General features: G+C 67.9%; 14 protein-coding genes. 2 read left to right on the top strand and 12 right to left on the bottom strand.

Features of this window, described 5'->3' with window-relative positions:
- Positions 1 to 53: 53 nt before the first annotated feature.
- From ABZ942_RS02665 to ftsY, 10 genes are all read right to left on the bottom strand, one after another.
- Positions 54 to 227, bottom strand: coding sequence for a hypothetical protein (locus ABZ942_RS02665; RefSeq protein ID WP_357378334.1), 174 nt, complete (start codon positions 225 to 227; stop codon positions 54 to 56).
- Positions 228 to 248: 21 nt separating this feature from the next.
- Positions 249 to 992, bottom strand: a complete 744-nt coding sequence (locus ABZ942_RS02660; protein ID WP_357378332.1) for a class I SAM-dependent methyltransferase — start codon at positions 990 to 992, stop codon at positions 249 to 251.
- A 61-nt stretch (positions 993 to 1,053) separates the two neighbouring features.
- Positions 1,054 to 2,037 (bottom strand): LLM class F420-dependent oxidoreductase, encoded by a 984-nt coding sequence (locus ABZ942_RS02655; protein ID WP_357378330.1) that lies wholly within the window; start codon positions 2,035 to 2,037, stop codon positions 1,054 to 1,056.
- Between the two features lie 198 nt (positions 2,038 to 2,235).
- A complete protein-coding gene (locus tag ABZ942_RS02650) occupies positions 2,236 to 3,330 on the bottom strand; it encodes an amidohydrolase family protein (RefSeq protein WP_357378328.1) in 1,095 nt (364 codons plus the stop codon).
- Positions 3,331 to 3,901: 571 nt separating this feature from the next.
- A complete protein-coding gene (gene ffh / locus ABZ942_RS02645; RefSeq protein WP_357378326.1) occupies positions 3,902 to 5,467 on the bottom strand; it encodes a signal recognition particle protein in 1,566 nt (521 codons plus the stop codon).
- A 182-nt stretch (positions 5,468 to 5,649) separates the two neighbouring features.
- Positions 5,650 to 5,964, bottom strand: coding sequence for a hypothetical protein (locus ABZ942_RS02640; RefSeq protein WP_357378324.1), 315 nt, complete (start codon positions 5,962 to 5,964; stop codon positions 5,650 to 5,652).
- A gap of 118 nt (positions 5,965 to 6,082) precedes the next feature.
- Complete coding sequence (locus tag ABZ942_RS02635; protein WP_357378322.1) at positions 6,083 to 8,548, bottom strand: [protein-PII] uridylyltransferase; 2,466 nt, start codon at positions 8,546 to 8,548, stop codon at positions 6,083 to 6,085.
- 83 nt (positions 8,549 to 8,631) lie between these two features.
- A complete protein-coding gene (locus ABZ942_RS02630) occupies positions 8,632 to 8,970 on the bottom strand; it encodes a P-II family nitrogen regulator (RefSeq protein WP_040737447.1) in 339 nt (112 codons plus the stop codon).
- A 5-nt stretch (positions 8,971 to 8,975) separates the two neighbouring features.
- The gene (locus tag ABZ942_RS02625) at positions 8,976 to 10,355 is read right to left on the bottom strand and encodes an ammonium transporter (protein WP_357378320.1); all 1,380 of its coding nucleotides are present in this window, start codon (positions 10,353 to 10,355) and stop codon (positions 8,976 to 8,978) included.
- A 482-nt stretch (positions 10,356 to 10,837) separates the two neighbouring features.
- Positions 10,838 to 12,514 (bottom strand): signal recognition particle-docking protein FtsY, encoded by a 1,677-nt coding sequence (gene ftsY / locus ABZ942_RS02620; RefSeq protein ID WP_357378318.1) that lies wholly within the window; start codon positions 12,512 to 12,514, stop codon positions 10,838 to 10,840.
- 119 nt (positions 12,515 to 12,633) lie between these two features.
- Here ftsY and ABZ942_RS02615 point away from each other — a divergent pair, with 119 nt between their 5' ends.
- Positions 12,634 to 13,023 (top strand): DUF2237 domain-containing protein, encoded by a 390-nt coding sequence (locus ABZ942_RS02615; protein WP_040737431.1) that lies wholly within the window; start codon positions 12,634 to 12,636, stop codon positions 13,021 to 13,023.
- A 245-nt stretch (positions 13,024 to 13,268) separates the two neighbouring features.
- On the opposite strand, the gene ABZ942_RS02610 is transcribed toward ABZ942_RS02615, so the two are convergent.
- Complete coding sequence (locus ABZ942_RS02610) at positions 13,269 to 14,039, bottom strand: TetR/AcrR family transcriptional regulator (RefSeq protein WP_357378315.1); 771 nt, start codon at positions 14,037 to 14,039, stop codon at positions 13,269 to 13,271.
- 105 nt (positions 14,040 to 14,144) lie between these two features.
- Here ABZ942_RS02610 and ABZ942_RS02605 point away from each other — a divergent pair, with 105 nt between their 5' ends.
- On the top strand, positions 14,145 to 15,062 hold the full coding sequence (locus ABZ942_RS02605; RefSeq protein ID WP_357378313.1) for an NmrA family NAD(P)-binding protein: 918 nt from the start codon (positions 14,145 to 14,147) through the stop codon (positions 15,060 to 15,062).
- Positions 15,063 to 15,272: 210 nt separating this feature from the next.
- Here the strand turns inward: ABZ942_RS02605 and smc are convergent, their stop codons facing one another.
- A complete protein-coding gene (gene smc / locus ABZ942_RS02600) occupies positions 15,273 to 18,899 on the bottom strand; it encodes a chromosome segregation protein SMC (protein ID WP_357378311.1) in 3,627 nt (1,208 codons plus the stop codon).
- Between the last annotated feature and the right edge of the window lie 316 nt (positions 18,900 to 19,215).

The following is a 19,215-nucleotide window of genomic DNA, read 5'->3' as shown; positions in this document are numbered from 1 at the left end:
CCGCGCGGTACGTAACCGGAGACGGGCTGACACTTGTCCGGAAGGACGGTTGTTCATTGTGCCAGATGGGCCGCGTTCACCTGAAATCGGATCGGGGTCGCGGGCCCGGCCTGCACCGCGCGGATATCGTCGATGCCGCGCAGGATGACCGTGTTCGCCCACTCGGGGTCCTCGAGTGGGCTGGACACGACGTATTCGGTGGCCTTGTTCAGGTGGTCGGTGACCACCCAGCCGAATTCATCGGCGGCTCATGCGCCCGGAGCCGCGGCGGTGAGGGCGTGGGTCTGCGTCCACGGCCCGCCCCACCACAGTTGCCAGCCGAGCGAACGCGCGGTGAGGGTCTGTGCGCCGTTGGCGGTGAGGGTGGTCTCGTATTCGCCGGTCCGGCCGATATCGACCAGCACGAGGTGCCCGCCGGGCCGCAGCACCCGCAGCGCCTCGCGCACCGCGGCGGCTCGACCTGCGGACGCCTTGATGTTGTGGATGGCGAGGCTCGAGACGATCACGTCGAATTCGCCGTTGCGGAACGGCAGCGCGGTCATGTTGCCGGTGTGCAATTCGATTCGGTCGGCGACGTTTTCGGCGACGGCGTTGCGCTCGGTGGTGGCGAGGCTGTTACCCGACTGGTCGACCGAGCGCCACAGGTCGATACCGACCGCACGCCCCTCGGGCAGCCGTTTCGCGGCGGCGAGCAGCACCGCGCCACGGCCGCACCCCAGGTCGAGCAGGCGTTCGTCGCCGCGCAGGGCGAGGTCGTCGAGCAGGCCGTCCCAGGCGCGGAACTTGCCGCGCCTGGTCGCGTGCAGGAACAGCCCGAACTGCGCGGCCATGGCGAGGCCGACCAGGAACGTCACCCACGCCGGCACGGTATTGCCGACCAGCGCGTTGGCGATCGCGGCGACCAGGAAGCCGACCGCGAGCGCTCCGAGCATGAGCATGATGGGCGGTGCGTCGAAACCGTAGGACGCCCGCCGCGATGTGTTCGCCGTCACAATGCCGATTCTATCGAGCTCGAGAAATTTCGCGCCCCAACACTTTTCACGGCTCGAATGCTCAGCGGACCAGCGGAGCGAGGGTGCGTCCGGCGAGATCGACCGCGCCGGGCCGATGGCCGTTGGTGATCATATTGACGATGACGCCCTGCACGCCGTGGTCGAGCACCCTGGTCTGCAGCTGCTCGGCGACTTCGTCGGGCGCGCCGACGAATTGACGGTCGGCGATGCTCTGTTTGCGTTCCTCCTCGGAGAGGTTGTCCACGTCGACACCGATGCCCTGCAACATGTCCCGCTGTTCCTTGCGGGCCTGATCGCCGTCCTCATCGACCATCAGGAAGCACAGGTAACTGACCTCCAGGGTGGCCGGATCGCGATCGACCTCGGCGCAGCGCTGGTGCAGGGCCGCGATCTTCTGCGGCAGCTCCGAGGCGTTGCAGATGATGTTGAGATGGTCGGCGTAGCGGGCCGCCAACGCGAAGGTCTTCTTCTCGCCCGCGCCGCCGAGCATGATCGGCAGATCGTCGCGCAAACGAGGCTCGTTGATGGCGTTGTCGGTGTGGTACCACTTGCCGTCGAAGGTGGCGTGCTCGCCGCGCAGCATCGGCTTGATGATCTGCAACGCCTCGTCGAGGCGCTCGAAACGATCGGTGAAGGTGCCGAATTCGAAACCGAACGACCTGTGCTCCAGCTCGAACCAGCCCGCGCCGATGCCGAGGATCGCCCGGCCCGCGCTGACCAGGTCGAGCGTGGTGACGGTCTTCGCGAGCATAGCCGGATTGCGGTAGGTGTTCCCGGTCACCAAGGCGGACAACTGAATTCGCTCAGTCGACGCCGCAATCCCGGACAGCGTGGTGTAAGACTCCAACATCGGATCTTCCGGCGTCCCGATCCCCGGCAACTGATAGAAGTGATCCATCACGAACACGGTGTCGAACCCCGCCCCCTCAGCCTCCCTGGCCTGCGCGACGACCGTCGGGAACAGCTCGGAAACCGGCTGTCCATAGCTGAAGTTGGGCATCTGATAACCGAGACGAATGCTCATACCGCCCGACAATACGCCCGCCCGCATCCGCCAGGCGCCACGCATGAACTCGCAGCAACATCTGCACCTTCACTCGGGATCTGCACTCGAAATAGGGCCTTATTCTCAGTGCAGATCCCGAGACAGAGTGCAGATCTTCGGCGATAACGGGCGCACCTGGACTGCTCGCGCGAGGAGTCGTTGGAAAGTACTCAACCGCTAGCGATGGCCGGTGACAGGATCGTGGTGGGCGTAGAGGCGGCCGCGGAGGATGACGGCGTAGGGGGTGTTCAGTACCTCGGGGTTGGTGCGTGGGTCTTCTTGGTAGACAACGAAATCTGCGGGGGCGCCGGGCTCGATGTTGGGGCGGGCCAGCCAGGTTCGGGCGTTCCAGGAGGCGGCGCCTAGGGCGTCGTGGGGGGATAGGCCGGCACCGGATAGGGCGGTGATTTCGTCGGCGATGCGGCCGTGGCGGATGGAGCCGCCCGCGTCGGTGCCGGCGAAGATGGGGACGCCCGCGTCGTGGGCGTTGGCGACGGTGGTGCGGACGCGGCGATGCAGGTCGCGCATGTGGGCGGCATAGGTGGGGAATTTGCCTGCGCTGTCGGCGATTTCGGGGAAAGTGTCGATGTTGACGAGGGTCGGTACGAGGGCGGTGCCGTGTTCGACCATCATCTCGATGGTGTCGTCGGTGAGGCCGGTGCCGTGTTCGAGGCAGTCGATGCCCGCGTCGATCAGGCCCGGCAGCGCGTCCTCGCCGAAGACGTGCGCGGTGACGCGGGCGCCGTTGGCGTGAGCGGCGTCGATGGCCTCCTTGAGGATGGCGTCGCTCCAGAGTGGGCGCAGGTCGCCGACGGAGCGGTCGATCCAGTCGCCGACGATCTTCACCCAACCGTCGCCGAAGCGGGCCTGTTCGGCGATGATCTCCGGCAGGTCGCGTTCGTCGTCGAGTTCGATGCCGAGCTCACGGATGTAGCGGCGAGGGCGGGCGATGTGACGGCCCGCGCGGATGATCCGCGGCAGTTCCTCGTGATCGTCGATGAACCTGGTGTCGATCGGCGACCCGGCGTCGCGCAACAGCAGCGCACCCACGTCCCGCTCGGTCTCGGCCTGCGCAATGGCCCCCGCCCGATCCTCATCTCCCCCGCCATACCGAATCCCGACATGACAGTGCGCATCGACCAACCCCGGCACGATCCACCCTGTGCTACACAGCGTTTCGGCCCCCGGCACCGGCTCGAACGACACCAGCCCATCCCGCACCCACAAGTCGCGAACTTCCTCCCCGGGGAGAACCACACCTCGCAGATGCACAGCAACCTCCTGGACGTCGTCGGCTAACTCCAACCTAACGTCCACGCCCCCTGACCGTCACGCACCGGGCCCCGCTGACGACCGCGCGTCAGCTACCCGACACGGCAACCCGAACAACAGCAACCCGACCACCACGCCGCGCACCGACTCGCCCGCCGCGCACGAAACAGCTAGCCAATTCGTGCGCAGCAGAACACAACGCGCGCGGGAGCTCAGATTCGGTGCTCGTCTACCTCGACCAGCGTGACGTCGGCACAGTTCGCAGGCTGCGGCACGCCCATCAACGATCGCCAATTGCACGCGCTACCCGCCACCGCGCCGCGCACCGACTCGCCCGCCGCACACGAAACAGCTAACGAAATCGCACGCGGCGACACACAACACGCGCACCGCACTCAACGAGTACCAGCGCGCGCCGCAACTGGCCAGTCAGGCGCGAGCCACACGGCATCGCCACATTGCGGACTTCCCGAACGGCGGCACAAAGGCCACCCCGCCGCGCACCGACTCGCCCGCCGCGCACGAAACAGCTAGCGAATTCGTGCGCTGCGCAACAAGTTCCGCGCGGGGTCTACTTCTTCGGGAACTTCAGCTTCGAGAGGTCGAAACCTTCGAGGCCGGGCGGGAGCTGGTCCAGGCCGGCGGGCATGTTCGAGATGTCCGGCATTCCGGCGGGCAGTCCTGGCATTCCCGCGGGCATGCCGGGCAGGCCGCCGCGCAGCTTCGGCGGGGTCGGGCCGCGGCCGCCCTTCTTACCCTTCTTGCCTTTTTTGTTGTTGGACCGGCGGGAGCCGGGCATGCCCATCTGGCGGCCCATCATGGCCATCATCTTCTTGGCTTCGAAGAAGCGGTCGACGAGCTGGTTGACCTCGGAGACCTGCACGCCGGAGCCGTTGGCGATGCGCAGGCGGCGGGAGGCGTTGATGATCTTCGGGTTGTCCCGTTCGGCGGGGGTCATGCCGCGGATGATGGCCTGCACTCGGTCCAGCGACTTGTCGTCGACGGCGGCGAGGGCGTCTTTCATCTGACCGGCGCCGGGCAGCATGCCGAGCAGGTTGCCGATGGGGCCCATCTTGCGGATGGCGAGCATCTGATCGAGGAAGTCCTCGAGCGTCATCTCGCCGCTGCCGATCTTGCGGGCGGCTTCCTCGGCCTGTTCCTGGTCGTAGATCTGCTCGGCCTGCTCGATCAGGCTGAGCACGTCGCCCATGCCGAGGATGCGGCTGGCCATCCGGTCCGGGTGGAAGACGTCGAAGTCTTCGAGCTTCTCACCGGTGGACGCGAACATGATCGGCGCGCCGGTCACCTCACGCACCGACAGCGCGGCACCACCGCGGGCGTCGCCGTCGAGCTTGGTGAGCACGACACCGGTGAAGCCGACGCCGTCGCGGAAGGCTTGGGCGGTGGCGACCGCGTCCTGGCCGATCATCGCGTCGAGCACGAACAGCGTCTCGTCCGGCTGCACCGCGTCGCGGATGCCCGCGGCCTGGCGCATGAGCTCTTCGTCGATGCCGAGGCGACCGGCGGTGTCGACGATGACCACGTCGTACTGCTTGGCGCGGGCCTCCTCGATGCCGCCGCGGGCGACCTCGACCGGGTCGGCGGCGCTGACACCGAGCGCGTTGTCGCCGCCGCCGATGGAGGTGCCGCCGTGCGGCGCGAACACGGGCACGCCCGCGCGCTCACCGACCACCTGCAGCTGCGTGACGGCGCCGGGACGCTGCAGGTCGCAGGCCACCAGCAACGGCTGATGTCCTTGTCCCTTCAGCCATTTGGCGAGCTTGCCGGCGAGGGTCGTCTTACCGGCACCCTGCAGACCGGCGAGCATGATCACGGTCGGCGGGTTCTTCGCCAGGGTCAGCCTGCGGGTCTCGCCGCCGAGGATCCCGACGAGTTCCTCATTGACGATCTTGACGACCTGCTGCGCGGGATTCAGCGCGGCGGAGACCTCGGCGCCCTTGGCGCGCTCCTTGATTCGGGCGATGAAACCGCGCACCACCGGCAGCGCGACGTCGGCTTCGAGCAGGGCGAGCCGGATCTCGCGACAGGTGGCGTCGATGTCGGCCGGTGACAGACGCCCCTTACCACGCAGATCCTTGAGGGCACCGGTAAGCCGGTCGGACAGGGATTCGAACACCGATCGCGCTCCTGATCTCGGGGGACGTCAATTACCTCCCAGGGTAATGGGATAGCCGACCGTTCTGCGCACGGGGCGGCCTCGCGCATTCGCGGCTCGCAAGCGGTCCTCGATGAACGCACGGAAAAGCGACCGGGACATTTCACTGCCCGGTCGCCGGATTCCCACGCTGACAGCCGGTCTTATTCGAGCGAACGGCGACGCGGTTTGGCCGTCTTGCGGTAGTCGTGATTCTCCTTGGCCACCATGTACACCGCTTCGCGCGCGGTCAGTCCCAGCTCGAGTGCCAGGTCGTCGAGGATGGCCCATTCCGTGGTGGTGGGGATGCGTGAGTTGGCGACCGTGGAGGCGATGGTCATGGCGGTCACAGCCTGTTGTCCGGTCAATGTCCGACCCGGTAGCCAGGAAACAACCCAGCGATCCCCGCCGACGCACCGCGCCATGTGCGTGGTTTCGTCGCTCGTCATCATCGACGCCGAAACAACTTCAATTGCCACCGACGTGCTCCCCTCATGCTAGCGATAGCCAGACGCTCTGATAGTAGAACGTGAGGGAGCCTCGAGATATGGGTTCCAGCAAATCATGTGCAACAGATTGGTTACTTGGTAGCGAAGGTCAGGACCCGATGATCTCCGGGCCGGGCATGCCGTCTGCGGGCTTCTTCGGCGCCGGTCGCGGGACGACGGCCAGGATCGCCTTTTCGATGTCGGCCCTGCGGTCCGGACTGTCCGTAGAACCGAGGTCGAGGCAGAAGGTGTCGACTACCGCGGAACCCATGGTGACCACCTTCGCCCAGCGGACGTCGCCCCCGCAGTCCTCCAGCGCGGCGGCGAGTCTGCTCAGCAGACCGATCCGGTCCTCGGCCCGCAGTTCCAGCAGTACCTGCCCGGGCACCGAGGCGCCGGACCAGAGCACCCGCGGCTGGGCCTGCGCGTATTGACTCGGCCCGATGCCGCCCGCCTCGCGCTCCCGTTTCGCGAGGACGGCGGGAACGTCCAGGTCACCGGCGATGGCACGGATGAGTTCCTGGCGCAACAGTCCGGCATCCGGCGGGTCACCGAACTTCGGCGACACCACGAAAGTGTCGATGGCGGAATCGCCTTCGACGCCGAGCGAGGCCGAGAGCACCCGCAGCGAGTGCAGTGCGAGCACCCCGGCGGCGTCGGAGAGCAGGCCCACGCTGTCCGGTGCGATCACGGTCACCGTGTAGGTGTACTTGCCCTCTCCCGGTTTCAATTCGACGTGCACGCCGCCCGCCTTGGCCTTGGCGACCAGTTCCGGCGCGATCGGTTCGGGCGTCGGTAGTTCGCCGCCGGCCATAACCAGGCGGCAACGCCGGACCAGATCGCCGATCAGCGAGGCCTTCCAGTCGCCCCACACCCCGGGACCGGTGGCCAGCGAATCCGCCTCGGCCAAGGTATGCAGCAGTTCGAGGAGTTCCGGATCGCCGCCGAGCGTGTCGACGACGTGTTGGACGGTGGCGGGGTCGGCCAGGTCGCGACGAGTCGCGGTGTCCGGGAGCAACAGGTGGTGGCGCACAACGGCGCTGAGAGTGCGCACATCCGACGGCCACAGGCCGAGGCGGCGGCCGATGTGGGTGGCCAGCTCGGCACCGACAATACTGTGGTCGCCCACGCGGCCCTTGCCGATGTCGTGCAGCAGCGCACCCAAGGCGAGCAGGTCCGGCCGCGCGACCCGGGTGCTCATCGCGCTGGCGTAGGAGACCGTCTCCATCAGGTGCCGATCCACGGTCCAGGTGTGCAGGGCGTCGCGCGGCGGTAGGTCGCGGACGGCGCCCCATTCTGGAAGTAGCCTGCCCCACAAGCCCGTTCGATCGAGCGCCTCGATCGCGTCGATGGCGCCGCGGCCCGCACCCAACAGCACGAGTAGATCGTTCAGCGCGTCCTTCGGCCAAGGTTCGCGTAGCTCAGGCGCGTCTTCGGAGAGCCGGTTGAGGGTGGTGGCCGACATCGGCAGCCCGGTCTGCGCCGATGCGGCCGCCACCCGCAGGATGAGGCCGGGGTCGCGCTGCGGCCGCGCGTCCCTGGCCAGCACCACCTCCCCCGCGTGCTCGACCACCCCCTCATCGAGTGGTCGGCGCACCGGCATGCGACGGAGGCGGGCCAGCCCGCGCCGCGGCAAAGCGTTTGCCGCGGTACGCAATCCGACATCCACCGAATAGCTGACCGTCCGCGCGGAATCGCTCAGGGTGCGGGCAAGATCGAACCGGTCGCCGATGCGCAGCGCCGCCCCGATCTCGTCGGCATCCTGGGCTCGTAGCTGGTCACGGGCTCGACCGGCCACCCGGTGCAACTCGGTGCGAACATCCAGCAAACGGCGATGTGCTTGTTTCAGGCCACCTCCCGGCACTTCCGGACCGAGTCCCGGCATGGCATCGGTCAATTGGGCGATGGCGAGGGCGTCGAGCAGCTGGATATCGCGCAGGCCGCCGCGCCCGTTCTTCAGATCGGGCTCGGCGCGATGCGCGATCTCGCCGCTGCGCTGCCACCGCGCCTCGGCCTGGGCGATCAATTCGTCGAACCGCGAACGGATTCCGGTCCGCCACTCCCGGCGCACGCCGCCGATCAGCAGATTGCTCAGGTCATGATCGCCGACGATGTGCCTGGCCTCGAGCATGCCGAGCGCGGCGATGAGATCGTCGGCGGCCACCCGCAGCGCCTGCGGGACGGTCCGCACGCTGTGATCGAGCTTGATGTGGGCGTCCCACAGCGGATACCAGAGCTGGTCGGCGACCTCGGCGACCCTGGCGGGGTCGACGTCGTCGTGCAGGAGTACCAGGTCCAGATCGGAGTAGGGCAGCATCTCTCTGCGGCCGAGCCCGCCGACGGCGACCACGGCCAGGCCGCTGTCCTTGGTGATGCCGAGCTCGGTGCCTTTGCTGGTGAGCCACAGTTCATAGAGGTCGACCAAGGCTTGTCGTAAAGACTCGGCATCGAGTCGTGGGTTGCGCGGCATACCGCCGTCGAGCAATTGGTTTCGCGCGCGGACCAGATCGGCCGCGCCATTGGATACCTTGCCGCCGTTGCCTTCTCCGGCGCCGTGCTCGTTGCTGCTACCCACAACCCACCACCCATCCATGCAAGGCGGCCCCGCCCCGACCGGAGCTCCGGTGGGAGGCGGGGCCGCCGCTCGATCGATATTCGTTACAGAGCGTCGGTACCGCGTTCGCCGGTCCGCACCCGGATGATCGTGTCGACCGGAGTCACCCAGACCTTGCCGTCACCGATCTTGCCGGTGCGGGAAGCCTCGACGATCACCTCGACGACCTTGTCCACGGACGCGTCGTCCACGACCACCTCGACCCGGACCTTGGGCACGAAATCCACGGAGTACTCGGCACCTCGGTAGACCTCGGTGTGCCCCTTCTGGCGGCCGTAACCCTGCACCTCGCTGACAGTCATGCCGAGCACGCCCGCCTGCTCGAGCCCGGTCTTGACGTCCTCGAGTGTGAACGGTTTGACGATTGCGGTGATCAGTTTCATGTTCGTCATGCCTCCTTGACGGCCGAACGTGCCGTGCTGCCCAGCGCGGCGAAATCGTAGGCGGTTTCCGCGTGCTCGGACTCGTCCAAGCCCACTGCCTCGGCTTCGTCGCTGACTCGCAGCCCAATGGTGAACTTCACGATATAGGCAATGATCAGGCTGGCGATGAAGGAGAAGGCAAGTACCGCACCGGCACCCACCGCCTGGCGCCACAGCTGGTCGATGCCGCCGCCGTAGAACAGGCCGGTCTTGCCCGCGCCCGCCTCCGGCGCGGCGACCAGGCCGACCATCAGGGTGCCGACGATGCCGCCGACCAGGTGCACGCCGACCACGTCGAGCGAGTCGTCGAAGCCGAACTTGAACTTCAGGCCCACCGCGAGGGCGCAGAGCATGCCGGCCACCACGCCGATGATCAACGCGCCGAGCACGTTCACCGAGGAGCAGGACGGGGTGATGGCGACCAGACCCGCCACGACACCCGAGGCCGCGCCGAGCGAGGTCGGCTTGCCGTCGCGGAACTTCTCTACCAGCAGCCAGCCGAGCATGCCGGCACAGGTCGCGAAGGTGGTGGTGATGAAGGTCGAACCGGCCAGGCCACCCGAGGACACCGCGGAACCGGCGTTGAAGCCGAACCAGCCGAACCACAGCAGACCGGCGCCGAGCATGACGAAGGGCAGGTTGTGCGGGCGGAACGCGGTGGTCGGCCAGCCCTTGCGCTTACCGAGCACCAGCACCAGTGCCAGACCGGCCGCACCGGCGTTGATGTGCACCGCGGTGCCACCGGCGAAGTCGACCGCCTGCAGCTTGTTCGCGATCCAACCGCCCTCGTGCACGACGGTGCCGTTGGCGTCCTTCACGTCGAAGTCGAAGACCCAGTGCGCGACCGGGAAGTATACGACCGTGGCCCAGATGCCCGCGAAGAGCAGCCAGGAGCCGAACTTCAGGCGGTCTGCGACCGCACCCGAGATGAGGGCAACCGTGATGATGGCGAACATCAGCTGGAAGGCGACGAACACACTCATCGGAATGGTGCCCGCGAGTGGAATATTCACCGCCGCCGTGGTGACCGCGCCGCTGGCGTCCTTGACCTCGGCAACCGAGTTGCCGCCGATCAGGCCCTTCAGTCCGAAGAACTGCGCGGGGTCGCCGATCACGCCGAACTTGTTATTGCCGAATGCCTCCGAGTATCCGTACAGCGACCATAGGACGCCGACCAAACCCATGGCACTGACGCTCATCATGATCATGTTCAGCACGTTCTTCGAACGGACCATGCCGCCGTAGAAGAATGCCAGACCGGGCGTCATCAACAACACAAGCGCTGAACTCGCCAGCATCCATGCGGTGTCACCAGTGTCCGGTGCACCGGTAAGGGGAAAAGCCACCTTGAAGTCCTCCTCATCTCGGGCCCTGCCGACTCCGGCAAATGGACCTGCACAGAAGGGTGGTCACTTGGTGTTTCATCCACAGAGCTGGCGTGTTTCACCTGCGTGAACGGATGGGCCAGTTGTGTTGCTTCCACGTTTCGTGGTTTACGCCCCGAGTTTTCGGGCGGATCGGCGGCTAGCTTCGGACAAAAGGGATATGCGGTTACCGGCGAGTAGAGCTAGCAAACATTCCGTTTTCGATGCGATTTACCGCAAACACCACGGATGCCGGGCCGAATTTCGGGACACGCGCGAGCCGGTCCTGCAATTCATCCCATCGAATACGGAATCGCGCCGACCGAAGGCGCCCTTCAGTCGACAAGACCGATCGAAGGCCACCTTCATTCCGGATGTACAGCCGGGGGGGTGAACCGACCGAAGGCGCCCTTGACACTGCCTGACAGCGTGAAGGGCGCCTTCGGTCGGGACTGATTTTGGGGCTAGCCGAGTAGTGCGTCTACGAAGGCGCCGGGTTCGAACGGGGCCAGGTCGTCGGCGCCCTCGCCGAGGCCGACCAGTTTCACCGGGACGCCGAGTTCGTGCTGGACCTGGAAGACGATGCCGCCCTTGGCCGTTCCGTCGAGCTTGGTGAGGACCACGCCGGTGATGTCGACCACCTCGGCGAAAACGCGCGCCTGCATCAGGCCGTTCTGGCCGACCGTGGCGTCGAGCACCAGCAGCACCTCGTCGACGGCGGCCTTCTTCTCTACTACGCGCTTGACCTTGCCGAGCTCGTCCATCAGGCCGGTCTTGGTGTGCAGACGGCCTGCGGTATCGATCATCACCACGTCGACGCCGCGCTCGATGCCGGCGGATACCGCGTCGAAGGCGACGGCGGCCGGGTCGGCGGATTCCTTGCCGCGGATGGTGTCCGCTCCGACCCGCTCGCCCCAGGTCTGCAGCTGGTCGGCGGCGGCGGCGCGGAAGGTGTCGGCCGCGCCGAGCAGCACGCGGCGGCCGTCGGCGACCAGCACGCGGGCGAGTTTGCCGGTGGTGGTGGTCTTTCCAGTGCCGTTGACGCCGACGACGAGCAGGATCGACGGGTGGTCGGCGTGCGGCAGGGCACGGATCGAGCGGTCGAGCTCGGGGCGCAGCGCCTCGATCAGCACGTCGCGCAGGACCGCGCGGGCCGCGTCGGTGGTACGCACGCTGCGGGCGGCCATCTCCGCGCGCAACCGCTCGACCACGGCGGCGGTGCTCGCGGTGCCGAGGTCGGCGAGGACCAGGGTGTCCTCGACCTCTTCCCACGAGTCGTCATCGAGGTCGCCGCCGCCGAGCAGGCCGAGCAGGCTCTTGCCGACCGCGTTCTGCGAGCGGGACAGACGACCACGCAGGCGGACGAGGCGGCCTGCCGTTGGATCGATGTCCTCGAGCGGGATCGGGGCTTCGGCGCCTGCGGCGGTGTCGGGGGCGGCGGTTGCGGTCGGAGCCGAATCCGTTCCGCTCAGCGATGCTCCGGTCGGGGCTGCACCCGTTGCGGTGGGGGCCGTCGTAGTCGGAGCAGCGCCAGTCTCGGTCCGTGCGGTGCCTGTCTCAGCCGGGGCCGTGCCCGTCCCGACCGGGGCCGTGCCCAATTCCGCAGACGCAGTGCCCGACTCGGCAGACGCAGTGCCCGACTCGGCAGACGCAGTGCCCGACTCGGCGGGCGCGGTGCTGGATTCGGCCGATGCCGTGCCGGATTCAGGAGAGGCGGTGCCCGATTCGACAGTGCCCGGAGTCGTATCCGGCTGTACAGACTGGGTTGTGTCTGTTTCCTTGGCCGCAGCCGCACCGGATTCGGTTTCCGGCGCCTCGACGACATCGGACTCCGGCAGCGCGACATTCGTGATCCCCCGCTTCGGCGCGTCGCGCGGGATGGCCGCGTCGTCGCCGACGTGCGGCTGGCCGTCGGTGTCGGTCCGCTCGACCGGCTGGGGCTCCTTGGTCGCGGTGCCGCCCTGACTGAAGCTGAAGCCACCCGACGCCGAGTAACCACCGGACTTGTCGGTCAGTTCTTTGTCGACGGGCGGCGGCGTCAGCGATACCCGGGAGCGCTTGTACCGGACAAATCCGACAACAAGCACCACCAGCAGCAAGGCGGCGACGACGGCGATCAGGATCCAGGCTTCGGAACTCACGCGCCCATCCTTGCAGAACGGAGCGACCTGCTTTACCACGCCGCCCCGGGGCCGAGACACAACCCCCGAGATTTCTTGTCCTGCGGAACTTCTCGCGAGGTGGCAATAGGATCGGCGACGTGACCGATCGAAACGTGCTTGGGGGGCCGCTGGAAGAGTGCGGCACCGATCCTCTCACCGGCTTCTACCGGGACGGCTGCTGCAGCACCGGGCCGGAGGATCTCGGTAGCCACACCGTGTGCACCGTCGTCACGGCCGAATTCCTGGAGCATCAGGCGTCCATCGGCAACGATCTGAGTACGCCGCGCCCGGAGAACAACTTCCCTGGCCTACAACCAGGAGACCGGTGGTGTGTGGTGGCTGTGCGATGGCTGCACGCGCATGAGGACGGTGTCGCCGCACCCGTAGTGCTGGCCGCAACGCACGAAAACGCCCTGGAAGTGATCTCGATGGACATCCTCCGCAAATACGCCGTCGACGTGCCGAACGACGTCAGCGACCTGTTGTAAATCGCCCATTCCCGGCGGCAGACCGTGGCCCACGCCGCGGCTGCCGACCGGCTCTGTCCACCGGTTCCGTCCGGTTCTGACCTACGTCACTTTTGTGCCATCCGATCCTGTCCCCGCCCAATGCGATTCAGATCACGCAGCCGCTGCGCTGATCGCCGCAAATCTGCGCCCGTTCGCGATATCCGCACCCACCGTGGGTGCCCGTAAGTGGCGCTGATCCCCAGAGTGCGCCAGTTGCCGACAACTCAGGCTCGGGCTGCGACGCGTTGGCGGTGCGCCTTCTGGCGGCAGGCGGCCGAGCAATAGCGAGGGCGGCGGCCGGTTCCGGTGTGCCGAACCGTCGTGTCGCATACAGGGCAGTGACGGTCGCCAGTTTCGTTACGATCCGATGATTCGTTACGCACGTTGGAATCAGGGATACGATTCGTCACGCCCGGCGCGGCTCGCATAGCGTCGAGGACGATCGCGGCAGTGCGATCGATCCGGCCTTTGGACCGCTGAAGCCGTTGGATGGCAACACATCCGGTGAAGATGGCCAGCACGTCGGACACTTCGATATCGGCGCGCACCGCGCCCTGACGTTGCGCGGCCAGCAGTAGCCCACCCAGCGCCTTATGAAAACGCGCACCCGCGCTCATCAGCAGGGCACGTGGCCAACCGTCGTCGGATTGCATCAGTTCGCAGAGCGCCTCGTTGCCCGGCGTCGACGCCACCACCTCGGTACAGAAGTCGAAGAAGGCGGCACCGGGATCCGGCGCGTCGAGGTGGTCGGCGGCCAGCTTGGCCAGGCGGTCGACGCGCTGCTGCATAACCGCTTCCAGCAGATCGAATTTCGTCGGGAAGTGCCGATAGACGGTGCCCGCGCCGACCCCGGCGCGGCGGGCCACTTCGGCCAGCGACACAGAGGGTCCGTATTCGGCGAACGCACGTTGCGCGGCAGCGAGCACGAGTGCGCGGTTACGTCTGGCGTCGGCACGCGCCGCGGTGTTCGGTGCGGCGTCGACTGAAGCGGTCATTTCGTTACGGCCTTCCCTTGCCTGACCTGGCCAACCGGGTCACGGCACCCGTATGGTCCGAAATACGGGTTATCCGACCCGATTCTATCGACAGAGAAGGCAAGAATGTCCCCTCAGCACAACCTCATCCTGGTCACCGGAGCCACCGGCAAGCAGGGCGGCGCCACCGCCCGCAGGCTGCTCGCGGACGGCAGGGCGGTCCGGGCGCTGGTCCGCGATCCACACGCACCCGCCGCGCAGGCGCTGGCCGCCGCGGGCGCGGAACTGGCCGTCGGCGACTTCGATGCTCCCGAGACCCTGCCCGCCGCACTCGCCGGTGCCACAGCGCTTTTCGTGGTGCCGCCCGCCGCCCACGGTCCCCAGGGCTGGGATGTCGAACTCGAAGCGCAACGCGGCGAGGCGCTCGTCGACGCCGCCCGGCGAGCCGGCGTCGAGCAGATCGTCTTCACCGGCATCGCCTCGCTCAACGACGACAACACCTGGGGCGCCAGCGGCAAGAACCGTATCGAAGCCGCCATCGCGGCCGGCGGCACCCGCTACACCCTGCTGCGCCCGGTCCGCTTCATGGAAAACTATCTCCTGCGTGGCTCCCCGGTCGACGGCATCGTCGACGGCGTCCACCGGCACCTGTTTCCCGCCGATCAGCCGATGAAAGTCATCGCCCTCGCCGACATCGCCGATATCGCCGCCCTGGCCTTCGCCGACCCGGACCGCCTGCACGGCAAGACCCTGGAGCTCGCAGGCGACGCCCTCAACCCACCCACCGCAGCCGCAGCGATAACCGAGGCCACCGGTCACCAGGTCCGCTACCAGGAACTCGACGAGGCAGCCGCCGCCGCACTCGGCGACTCGATCGCACACGCCTGGCGCCTGATGCGCGCGACCGGCGGCTGGCGCGCCGACATCGCCGCCATTCGCGAAATCCACCCCGGCCTGCGCACCTTCGACACTTGGCTCACCGAAACCGGTGCTGCCCAGATCAAGTCGCTGCTGGACAGCGACCAGGTCAGCGCGGCACGCTGACGGACAGCCACACGCCTTCCAGCTTCCCGCACCCGGGTTTCGCATGCGAGTAGGTGCAGCAGATCGAAAATGGCGCGGCGGAACTCACCTCAGCGCCCCCGAGGCCAGGTTCTCGCCGCACAGCTGACCACCAGGCGGCCGCACGCTTTCCAGCTTCCGGGCACCGACTCGCATGCGATTCCCGGTGCGGGAGATCAGCGAGTGTGCGGCTCAGCTGGCGGCGGCGCCTACCGGGGCCGGGGCCACGTTCTGGCCCCGCAGGCGCTGAGAGATGACCTGGGTGATGCCGTCGCCGCGCATGCTCACGCCGTAGAGGGCGTCGGCGATTTCCATGGTCGGCTTCTGGTGGGTGATGACGATCAGCTGGCTCTTCTCGCGCAGCTGCTCGAACAGGCCGATCAGGCGGCGCAGGTTGGTGTCGTCGAGCGCGGCCTCGACCTCGTCCATCACGTAGAACGGGGACGGGCGAGCGCGGAAGATGGCGACCAGCAATGCGACTGCGGTGAGCGACTTCTCGCCACCGGAGAGCAGCGACAGCCGCTTGACCTTCTTGCCTGGCGGCCTGGCCTCCACCTCGATGCCGGTGGTGAGCATGTCGGACGGGTCGGTGAGGATCAGGCGGCCTTCGCCACCGGGGAACAGTTTCGAGAAGACGCCGACGAACTCACGCTCGACGTCCTCCCACGCCTCGGTGAACACCTGCAGAATCCGGGCGTCCACCTCGGCCACTACTTCCAGGAGGTCCTTGCGCGCGCTCTTGACGTCTTCGAGCTGAGTGGCCAGGAAGTTGTAGCGCTCCTCGAGCGCGGCGAACTCCTCCAGCGCAAGGGGATTCACCTTGCCGAGGGTGGTGAGATCCTTCTCGGCGCGTTTGGCGCGACGTTCCTGAGTGGGCCGGTCGTAGGGCATCGGCGCGGGCGCGGTGACCTGTTCGCCGCGCTCCTTGGCCTGCTCGTACTCCTGCCATTCCAGGTCGGTCGGCGGCAGCGGCACATCGGGGCCGTACTCGGCGATCAGGTCGTTGAGCGCGATGCCGAACTGCTCGGAGATGGTCGTCTCGAGCTGCTCGATGCGCAGTGCCGCTTGGGCTTTCGCCACTTCGTCGCGGTGCACCGCGTCGGTGAGCTGGGCCAGCTGGGTGGACAGCACGCGCACCCGCTCCTTGACCTGCTCGACCTGGGCGGCGGCTTCGCCGCGGCGGCGAACCAGATCGTCCCGACGGGTACCCGCCTCGGCGACAACCTTTTCCAGCTCCGCGGCGACGCGGGCACCGGATTCGGCAACGGCCGCAGCGACTTCGGCGGCCTTCTTGCGCGACGCCTGGGCGCGTTCGGCGCGGGCGCGGGTCTCGCGCTCGGCGCGCGCGGCCCGGCGCAGCGAATCCGCCTTGCCACGAACCGATTCCGCGCGTTCCTCGGCGGTGCGCACCGAGAGTCGCGCCTCCACCTCCATCGAGCGTGCCTCGGCCAGCGCGGCGGCGGCCTCTTCACGTTCGCGGCCCGCGGTCTCGGTCCCGGCGGAGGCGCCGTCGGAGTCGATCTCGGACTGTTCGAGTTCGGCGTTGCGCAGCCGGTCCTCGATTTCGGCCAGCGCGGTGAGCGATTCCTCCCGGCTCGCTTCGGTTTCCGTGCGCTGGGCGAGCAGGCGCTCGCTGTCGGCCTGCGCGGTGCGGGCCGTGTGGCCGAGCCTGCCGAGCCGGTCGTAGATGGCGACCAGCGACTGATCGGATTCGTGCAGCGCGAGCAACGCCTGGTCGACGGCGTCCTTGCGGTCGGCCTGTTCGGCCAGCGCGCCGGACAGTGCCGCCTCCAGTTCCTCGGCCCGTCGCTGCGCCGCGACGAGGTCGGTCTTGGCGCCGTCGATGTCGGCCTGGATCTCCAGCTGGCTCGGCGCGCGGTCGGATCCGCCGAGCAGCCAACCGGTTCCGGTGAGGTCGCCGTCGCGGGTGACCACCCGCAGGTCCGGACGGGCCGCCACCACCGACCTTGCGGTAGCCAAGTCGTCGGCGACGGCGATGCCGGCGGTGAGCGCGGTGATCGCGCCGCGCACGCTGTCCGGGCACTCCACCACGTCGGCGAGCCAGCGGGCGGCGCCGGGCAGCGGGCCGAGCTGCGGAGCGCTGCCGCCCGCGGCACCGAATACCAGTGCGGCACGCCCACCGTCGGCGTCCTTCAACGCGCGGATGGCGTCGTGCGCCGACTCACCGGTGTCCGCCGCGACAGCATCCGCCAGCGGACCGAGCGCGGCGGCGACCGCGGCTTCGAACCCGCCGTGCACCCGCAACAGTCCGGACAGCGGCCCGAGCAGACCCTGCGACCGATGCTCGACCAACCAGGCGGCGCCATCGCGGCGGGCGAGGCCCATGCCGAGCGCCTCGATCCGCGCGGACAGGGACGCGACCCGCTTGCTCGCCTCACGATCCTGCTCGCGCAATTCGGTCACGCGTTGATCGGCCAGCGCGAGCGCCTGCGTCGCATGCTCGTGCTGTGCGTCCAGGCCCGCCTCGCCGGCGTCCAGCTCGCTGAGTTCGGTCTGCACCGTGTCGAATTCGGCCTGTGCGGCCTCGCCGCGCTGCCGAGCGTCGGCGATCGACGTGGTCAGCCGGGCGATCTCGCCATCGAAAGACTGTGCCCTGGTGCGCAACGTGTCGACCTTGCCGACCAGCCGCGCCACCCCTTCGCGACGGTCCGCGATCGCGCGCACCGCGGCGAGGTGCGCCTGCTCGGCGGCCTTGGCGGCTTGCTCGCGTTCGCCCAGCGCGTCCCTGGCCGCTTCGAGGGTCTCGGTCGCGATCTCGACCGCCTCGCGCAGCTCGGCCTCCTCGGCCTCCACCCGCTCGGCCTCGGCCTCCAGCTGCTCCGGATCGCGTCCGCTGCCGACCGGGGTTTCGGTGTCGAGGTGACGGGCACGGTCCTGCGCGATCCGGATGGTCGCGTTGACCCGCTCGGCCAGCGCGGACAGCTGGAACCAGATCTGCGCGGCGGCCTCGGCGCTCGGCGTCAGCCTGGACAGCTGGAATTCCTGCTGCGCCAGTGCGGCATTGGCGGCGTCGAGTTCGCTCTGCACGTTGATGTGCTGCTCGCGCGCGTACGCCTCCTTGCTCTGCTGGCTCTCCAGTTCGCCGCGCCGGGTCACCAGGTCGTCGGCGGCCAGGCGCATCCGCGCGTCGCGCAGGTCGGCCTGCACGGTCTGCGCGCGGCGGGCCACCTCGGCCTGCCTGCCGAGCGGTTTGAGCTGGCGGCGCAGTTCGGTGGTGAGGTCGGTGAGGCGGGCCAGGTTGGCCTGCATGGCGTCCAGCTTGCGGACCGCCTTCTCTTTGCGCTTGCGGTGCTTGAGCACGCCCGCGGCCTCTTCGATGAACGCGCGCCGATCCTCCGGGCGCGATTCCAGAATGGCCGAGAGCTGGCCCTGCCCGACGATGACGTGCATCTCGCGGCCGATGCCGGAGTCGCTGAGCAGTTCCTGCACATCCATCAGTCGGCAGGAGCTGCCGTTGATCTCGTATTCGCCCGCGCCGTCGCGGAACATCCGCCGGGTGATGGACACCTCGGCGTAGTCGATCGGCAGCGCGCCGTCGGAATTGTCGATGGTGAGGGTGACCTCGGCGCGGCCGAGCGGTGCGCGGCCCGCGGTGCCCGCGAAGATCACGTCCTGCATCTTGCCGCCGCGCAGCGCCTTCGCGCCCTGCTCGCCCATCACCCAGGTCAACGCGTCGACCACGTTGGACTTGCCGGATCCGTTCGGACCGACCACACACGTGATACCGGGTTCCAACCGCAGCGTCGTCGCAGACGCGAAGGACTTGAAGCCCTTCAACGTCAGGCTCTTGAGATGCAAGTTCGACGACCTTTCCGTGTGGGATTGGCGACCTTCGCCGCCCCTCCGTGGTTACGCAAGCTGCCTCCTCCGGGCCGAACGCTCACGTCGCCGTGTTCGGTTGGCGGCCTTCGTCGGGTTCCGCACGCGCCTATCGCCGGGCCCGTCGCGCATGCCGCTGCGTTCTGCCTGGTCACCAGACGCGGGCGACCAGCCATGGTATCCGTCGAGTGTCGAATACCCCCGACGCGGGACGGCGCAGGTGACCGTATGGTGCTTCGGCGATACACGTAGGTTATCGAGTCATCCCGCGATATCGCGTATTTCGATGTGCCCG

This window comes from Nocardia sp. NPDC046473 (genome assembly GCF_040645995.1).
Lineage (GTDB): Bacteria > Actinomycetota > Actinomycetes > Mycobacteriales > Mycobacteriaceae > Nocardia.
The sequence above is the reverse complement of the archived record's forward strand: the minus strand, read 5'-3'. Positions and strand labels throughout refer to the sequence as shown.